Annotated in this window: 5 protein-coding genes; 1 reads left to right on the top strand and 4 read right to left on the bottom strand. The window is 70.4% G+C overall.

The genetic code is table 11. From position 1 onward, the window contains the following. Positions 1-109: 109 nt before the first annotated feature. From ACFXGA_RS25740 to ACFXGA_RS25725, 4 genes are all read right to left on the bottom strand, one after another. Positions 110-706 carry an ATP/GTP-binding protein gene (locus ACFXGA_RS25740; protein ID WP_378091927.1) on the bottom strand — a complete coding sequence of 199 codons (597 nt, stop codon included), beginning with the start codon at positions 704-706 and terminating at the stop codon, positions 110-112. 47 nt (positions 707-753) lie between these two features. Beyond that, positions 754-1,176, bottom strand: a complete 423-nt coding sequence (locus ACFXGA_RS25735; protein ID WP_073890506.1) for a roadblock/LC7 domain-containing protein — start codon at positions 1,174-1,176, stop codon at positions 754-756. Further along, on the bottom strand, positions 1,173-4,214 hold the full coding sequence (locus tag ACFXGA_RS25730) for a nitrate- and nitrite sensing domain-containing protein (RefSeq protein ID WP_378091924.1): 3,042 nt from the start codon (positions 4,212-4,214) through the stop codon (positions 1,173-1,175). Before ACFXGA_RS25730 ends, ACFXGA_RS25735 begins: the two co-directional genes overlap by 4 nt. A 362-nt stretch (positions 4,215-4,576) precedes the next feature. Next, entirely contained in the window at positions 4,577-5,554 is a 978-nt protein-coding gene (locus tag ACFXGA_RS25725) for an ABC transporter substrate-binding protein (protein WP_378091922.1), read from the bottom strand. 188 nt (positions 5,555-5,742) lie between these two features. Here ACFXGA_RS25725 and ACFXGA_RS25720 point away from each other — a divergent pair, with 188 nt between their 5' ends. Continuing rightward, on the top strand, positions 5,743-6,990 hold the full coding sequence (locus ACFXGA_RS25720; protein ID WP_378091920.1) for a 4-hydroxybenzoate 3-monooxygenase: 1,248 nt from the start codon (positions 5,743-5,745) through the stop codon (positions 6,988-6,990). Positions 6,991-7,070: the final 80 nt, after the last annotated feature.

Genomic DNA, 7,070 nt, shown 5'->3' with positions numbered 1-7,070 from the left:
TGTGGGGGGGCGGGGGGGGGCCCTCGCCGGGCCCCCCACCCCCCGGTTTGCCCCCCCCCCCGCGGCGGCCCGGCCCCGGATTTCCGGTCGCGGCCTCCGTGGTGTCCCGTCAGGCGAACGTCGGCTGCCGCATCGCGTGCTGCACCAACGTGATCAACGTCTGCTTGGTCGACTGCCGGTTGCGCGCGTCGCAGGGCACGATCGGCACCGACTCGTCGATCGTCAGCGCCTCCCGGATGTCCTCGATGCGGTGGTGCAGCAGGCCGTCGAAGCAGTTCACGCCCACCACGTACGGCAGCTCGCGGTCCTCGAAGAAGTCGATCGAGGCGAACGCGTCGGACAGCCGGCGGGTGTCGACCAGCACGACCGCGCCGATCGCGCCCCGCACCAGGTCGTCCCACATGAACCAGAACCGGTGCTGGCCCGGTGTGCCGAACAGGTACAGGATCAGGTCCTGGTCCAGCGACACCCGGCCGAAGTCCATGGCCACCGTGGTGGTCATCTTGTTGGGGGTGGCCGTCAGGTCGTCCACGCCGACGCTGGCCTCGGTCATGACCGCCTCGGTGGTCAGCGGCACGATTTCCGACACGGACCCGACGAAGGTCGTCTTGCCGACGCCGAACCCGCCGGCCACCACGATCTTCGTCGACGTGACGGTCAGGCTCGCCGCGGGTGACCCCGGCCGTCCGGGAGCGCCACCGCTCATGTTGCTCTGCTTTCCCTAGTAGTAGGACCTCGCCGGGTGGTGGGACCTCAGCCGCGCATGGCGACGTGCAGCTGCGAGCGGATCTCCGGGGTGAGCTGCACGCCGACCCGCTCGACCAGCCGCGTCATCGCGTAGCCGATGAGGCCGATGTCGCAGTTGGGGGCGGCCAGCACGGCCAGGCACGAGCCGTCGCTGATGGACATCAGGAACAGGTAGCCCCGTTCCATCTCCACCACGGTCTGCTTGACGTCACCCGCCTCGAAGCACCGCGCCGCGCCCAGGTTCAGGCTCACCAGACCCGACGCGACGGCGGCGAGCTGCTCGGCGCGGTCGATCGGCAACCGCTCCGACGAGGCGAGCAACAAGCCGTCCGCGGACACCACGATCGCGTGCGCGACGCCCGCGACCCGGGCGACGAAGTCATCGACCAGCCAACTGAAGTTGTCGAGTTCCTCGGTTGCGGTGGTCACTTCTGCTCCTTGGTCTGATCGCCGCTCCGGGCGGCGGAGTTGTCCTCGTTGCCGAACGACAAGCCTTCCCACGGCAGACCGGCCTCGTCGCCGGACTGGCGGCCGAGCTGAACGCCGCGTTGGTAGGTGGCGAAGCGCTGGCGCAACCGGTCGGCCGACCGGCGCGGCGGCGCGGCGGTCGCCACGCCGGCCGGCGTGGCCCCGTTCGCGGACGGCTGCGCCGACGCGGGCGCGGCGCCTCCGCGTGGTGCGGGCGCGCTGAGCGAGCCCGGCATCAGGCGCGCCTTGGGGACGCGCTTGGGCAGGCCCGCGGTGGTCGTGTCGTCCACCGGGGCCTTGAGCGCACTGGTGGCGGCCGTCCAGCTGTCGTCGGCCGCGGCGCCCCAGCCGGGCGCCGACGCGCCGGACGACGGGATCGCGGACGGCGCGGGCTCGCGCTTGGGCAGCCCGGCGGGCGTGCTGCCGCGCGGCGCGGGCGGCGTCGGCCTGGCCGGCGCGGGCGACGGCGCGATCAGGTCGGACCGGTCGGTGTACGCGGTCTGCTCGGAGGCGGTGCCCTCGTGCCCCGCGCCGCCGTCGGAGCCCATCAGCTCGGCCCGGTCGGCGAACATCGTCTTCTCGGACGCCGTCTCCGGCGGCGCGGCGGCCTGCGGCTGGTCGGCGAACTCGCCGCGCAGCACGCCGTCGGGCTCGCCGCCCTGGAACCAGCGCGACAGGACGTCCTCGTAGATCGGCAACCGCTGGGTGGACGCGTCGTCCTCCTCTTCGACCACGGCCGGGGCGGGCGCGGGCGCCGCGGCGGCCGGCGGGTAGGAGTAGTCCGGGACCTCGTCGCCGGGCGGCGGCAGGGTCTCGGTCACGGTGGCGGTGAACAGGTCGTCCACCGGGGTCTGCTCGACCTGGAAGAACCCGCCGGGCTCGACCTCGTGCGTGTGCACGACCTGCGGACCGGTCGTGGCGGGCAGCTCCAGCGGCGCGTAGCCGCCGGGCGCGACCTCCGGCGTCCACTTGGGCACGCCCGCCAGCACGCCGACGCCGCTGTCCTCGAGCTGCGGCGCGACCTGGCGCTGCGGCAGGGCCGCGGGCACGGGCTTGGGCTGCAACGGCTCGGGGCCGCGGTGCAGCAGGTCGACCGGAAGCACGACCTGGGCCGTGACGCCGCCCTCTATGTCGTCGTTGTTGCTCAGCGTGACCCGGATGTTGTGCCGCTTGGCGAGCTGGCCGACCACGTACAGGCCCATCTCGCGGGCCACGGACACGTCGACCTCGGGCGGGTCGGCGAGCTTGGTGTTGGCCTCGATGACGTCCTGCTCCTGCATGCCGACACCGCGGTCGTGGATGCGGATGGACACCTCGCCGCGCCGGGTCTCGATGGCCCGCACGGTCACCTTGGTGGTGGGCTTGGAGAACGCGGTCGCGTTGTCCAGCAGCTCGGCGATGAGGTGCGCGAGGTCGTTGACCACGCGGCCCTGCACCTTCAGCTCCGGCGCGGGCGCGATCTGGATGCGCGCGTACTTCTCGACCTCGGACACCGCGGCGCCCAGCACCTCGGAGATCGGCACCGGCCGGGTGACGCGGCGGTTGACCGTGGTGCCGGAGAGCACCAGCAGGTTCTCGCTGTTGCGGCGCATCTGGGTGGCCAGGTGGTCCAGCTCGAAGAGGCTGGCGAGCTGGTCGGGGTCCTGCTCGTCCTGCTCCAGCCGGTCGATGACGGTGATCTGCCGCTCGACCAGCGCCTGCGAGCGCCGGGACAGGTTGATGAACATGTCGTTGACGTTCGCGCGCAGCGCCACCTGCTCGACCGCGAGGCGGACGGCTTCGCGCTGCACGGCGTCGAACGCCCGCGCCACCTGGCCGACCTCCTCGGTGGTGTTGATCGGCACCGGCACCAACGCCTCCTCCGCGGCCCGGGCCGGGTCGCGGTGCGTCCGGATCCGCTTGATCGCGTCCGGCAGGCGGTTGCGGGCCACGTCGAGCGCGGTGCGGCGCAGCAGGCGCAGCGGGGTCAGCATGGAGCGGGCGACGAACGCCATGAGGGCGAAAGCGATCACCAGGGCCACGGCGACGAGCGCCGCGTCGCGCCAGGCGGACGCGCGGGCCGCCTCGGTGAGGTCGATCGACGCCTGGTCGGCCTGCCGCTCGATGTCCTGCGACACCTCGCGCAGCAGCGCCGCGGTCTCCTCGCCGACCGCCATCACGTCGGTGTCCGAGATGGACACCTTGCCCGCGTCGTCCTGCTGCACGAGCGCGAGCTGCACCAGGCTGTTGCGGGCGTCGACCGCCGTGCCGGACACGGTGTCCGACAGCAGCTGCCGGTTGTCCTGGCTCGCGGTGTTGGCGAAGTCGGTGAGCGCCGCGTCCAACCTGGACTGCGCGGCGCGCAGCGCGTTGGCCTGGCCGGGCGCGAACTCGCCGCGCTTGGCCGTCGCCAGCAGGATCGAGTTCTGCTGGGAGAGCTGCTCCTTCGCCGAGTACAGCGCGAGGTTGGCGCCCGCCAGCGGCGTGATCGTCTCGTGGCTCAGGCTGCTCGCGGTGGCGCGGTGCACCTGGGACAGCGCGGCCAGCACCTGGCCGTAGGCGCTGTGCACCGAGATGTCGGGGTACTTGGTGGTGGTCACCGTGTTCCGCAGCGCGTTGAGGCCGTCCAGCGACTGCAACGACTTCTGGAACGCCTCCCGCACCGCGTCGTCGACGCCGGTCGTGGTGGCGGCGACGTCGCGCAGCCTGCCGACCTCGGCGTCCACCTTGCCCGACCGCGTCTGCAGCTCGGGCAGGTTCTCGCCGCGGCCGCCCGCCACGTACCAGACCGCGGCGTCGCGCTCCAGCTGCAACGCGTCGGAGACCGCGGCCACCTGGGCGGACAGCTGCAGCTCGCGCTGCACCTGGCCGAACAGCTCCACGTCGTCGAGCTGCGTGTTCAACCTCAACCCGGCGAGGGCCAGCGTGCTCAGCGCGGGCACCAGGAGCACCACGGCGAGCTTGCTGCGCAGGCGCCAGTTCCGCAGGCGCCACCGGGAAATCCCCCGGTCGGCGGGCACGGCGCCTGTGCCGGGACCCGAGTCGGGCGGACCGCTCCCGGCCGCACCCGTGTCGAGTTGAATCCGCTCCGGATCTCTCCCGGAGGCGTGGTCGTCGTGACCGCGCACCGTCAGCACACTCCCCAGCCCGGTGAAACGACACATCCCTACAAACCCGGTGGATCTTGGTGGAAAAATCCGCCGAGTCATACCGCCGTTCGGACGAGACAGCCGGTAGTTTGCCAATCAACCATTGTCGCGCGCACCACGGCGGGACGCGCTAAACGATCGCTAACCGGCGTTCATGGCTTTTTCACACCCTCGACCCGAACGGGAAACACCCCGAGCGGGGGGAGCCCGGCGACAGGCTCCCCCCGTCGAGATCAGCTACCCGACTGGGTGACCAACATCGGCTTGACGTCGAAGTCCTTCTCCAGCAAGCCGTAGGTTCGCATCAGGCCCGCCACGCGCTGCAGGCGGGTGGCGTCCAGCGTGGTCGGGAACTCGCCGAAGTGCACGAGGCTGGCGGTTTCCTTGTCGACCTTGGCGTACTCCACCAGGAGCGGCTCGACCGTGGGCCGGTCGGCCGCGTCGCGCTGGCCCTTGGCCATCGCGCGCTGGAACGCGGCGACGGTGTTGGGGTTCTCCTTCACGAACTTCCCGGTCGTGGCGTAGCCCGCGATCGGGATGTCGGCCGTCGGGCCGGACGCGGCGTCGAGCACCGTGATCTGGCCGCTCGCGCGCTGGGCGCGGCTGATGAACGGCTCGACCATGAAGGCGGCGTCGACGGTGCCGTTCTGCACCGCGGCCTCCATGTCCGGGAACGGGAACTCCTTGAACGTGACCTTGGCGGGGTCGACGTCGTTGGCCTCCAGCGTCGCCTTCGCGGTCAGCTCGGCGATGTTCCGGAACGTGTTGATCGCGATGGTCTTGCCCTCGAGGTCCTTCGGCGACTTGATCGGGGAGTCCGCCTTGGCGAGGATCAGGAACATCTCGGGCTTGGCCTGGTACCCGTCGCTGACCAGCTTCAGGCCGTCGACGCTCTTGGCGGCCTCCTTCGCCTCGGCGCCGAAGAACGAGACCCAGTTGCCGAACGAGATGTCCAGCTCGCCGTTGATCAGGCCCGGGATGGCCGCGGCGCCACCCTGGATGATCTTGGCGTCGACCTCGAGGCCCTCCTCCTTGAAGTAGCCCTTCTTGATCGCGACGTGGACCGACGCCACGTCCAGGATGGGGAGCAGGCCAAGGGTGATCTTGGCCTTTTCGACCTTGCCCGGTGCCGCGGCTTCGGTGGGCTTCTCCTCGGAACCACCGAGCGCACCGCAGGCGGAGACCACGGCGAGCATCGCGACAGCGGACACTACACCGAAGATCCTTCGTGCCGAGAGGCCGACTCTTCGAGTCATGGGGGGCATCTCCTGTTGGAGTGACGACTTTGCGGGGGCAGGATGCACGGGCGACGGAGGCGCTGCGGAACCACTCAAAGTGACACGAGTGGCTCGGCAAGACCCCAGTCGACCGACACTCGAAGGCTGATCCACTACCTTCGGTGAGCATCTTTGCACAGGCTGTCCAGAGGTTGGGGTATGCGGTGAGCGATCTTGACGCGGAATGGGCCGTACAGAGCAACCGGCGTCCCGTGGGCATCGTCGGAGCGGGCCCGGCGGGATTGACGTTGGGGAACCTGCTCCGCGAGGCCGGAATCCCCTGCGTGGTGCTGGAAAAAGGCACCCGGGAGTACATCGAGAACCGGCCGCGCGCCGGGGTCCTGGAGCACCGCGCGGTGCAGATGTTGACCGAGCACGGGCTCGCGGACCGGTTGCTCCGAGAGGCGGACAGGCACGGGGCGTGCGAGTTCCGGGTGAACGGCCAGGCGTACGAGGTGGACTACGCCACCCTGTACGACGGCCAGACGCACTACATCTACCCGCAGCAGGAGGTCGTCCAGGACCTCGTGCGGCACTACGCGGACGAGCGCGGCGGCGACGTGCGGTGGTCCGTCACGGACGTCGAACTGCACGACATCGAAGGTCCGGAACCGGCTCTGACCTGGACCAACGCCGACGGCACGCGGGAGCGGCTCGACTGCTCGTTCATCGCGGGCGCGGACGGCTTCCACGGCGTGACCCGGCGCAGCATCCCGGCGGGCGCGGTGCAGGAGTTCAGCCACCAGCACGGCATCGAGTGGCTGAGCATCCTGGCCGAGGCTCCGCCATCCACCCACAAGGTGATTTACGCGCTTCACCCGGATGGATTCGCGGGGCACATGCTCCGCAGTTCCACGGTTTCGCGCTACTACCTCCAGGTCCCCGTGGACGACACGGTCGACAACTGGCCCGACGAGCGGGTGTGGGCGGAGCTGCACAAGCGGTTGGCACTACGGGACTCCGACTGGAAGTTGACGGAGGGCCGCATCGTCGAGAAGCGCATCCTGGACATGCGCAGCCACGTGGTCGAACCAATGAACCACGGCCGGCTGTACCTCCTCGGCGACGCCGCGCACATCATCACCCCGGTGGGGGCAAAGGGAATGAACCTCGCGTTGCACGACGCCGAGGTGCTGGCCGACGCCCTGACCCGGTACCACCGAACGGGTGATGAGACGGGCCTGCGGAGCTACTCCGAGGTGTGCCTGCGACGCGTGTGGCGTGCGCAGGAGTTCTCGCAGTGGATGGTGTTCATGATCCACCGTTCGCCGGAGCCGTTCCTGAGCCGGTTGGGCCAGGCCCGACTCGAACACCTCATCGCCTCCGGGTCGTCGGCGGGCTATTTCGCGCAAAACTACGTAGGGCCTTGAGAAGACCAACTTACGATTAGCCGGGCCGTTCCCCGCGGCGACGTCCGCGCGATCACCCGGCACTGAGAGCGGAAAGCCGG

This window comes from Actinosynnema sp. NPDC059335 (genome assembly GCF_042752395.1).
Lineage (GTDB): Bacteria > Actinomycetota > Actinomycetes > Mycobacteriales > Pseudonocardiaceae > Actinosynnema.
Note: the sequence above shows the minus strand (reverse complement) of the source record. Positions and strands in the feature narration are given on the sequence as shown.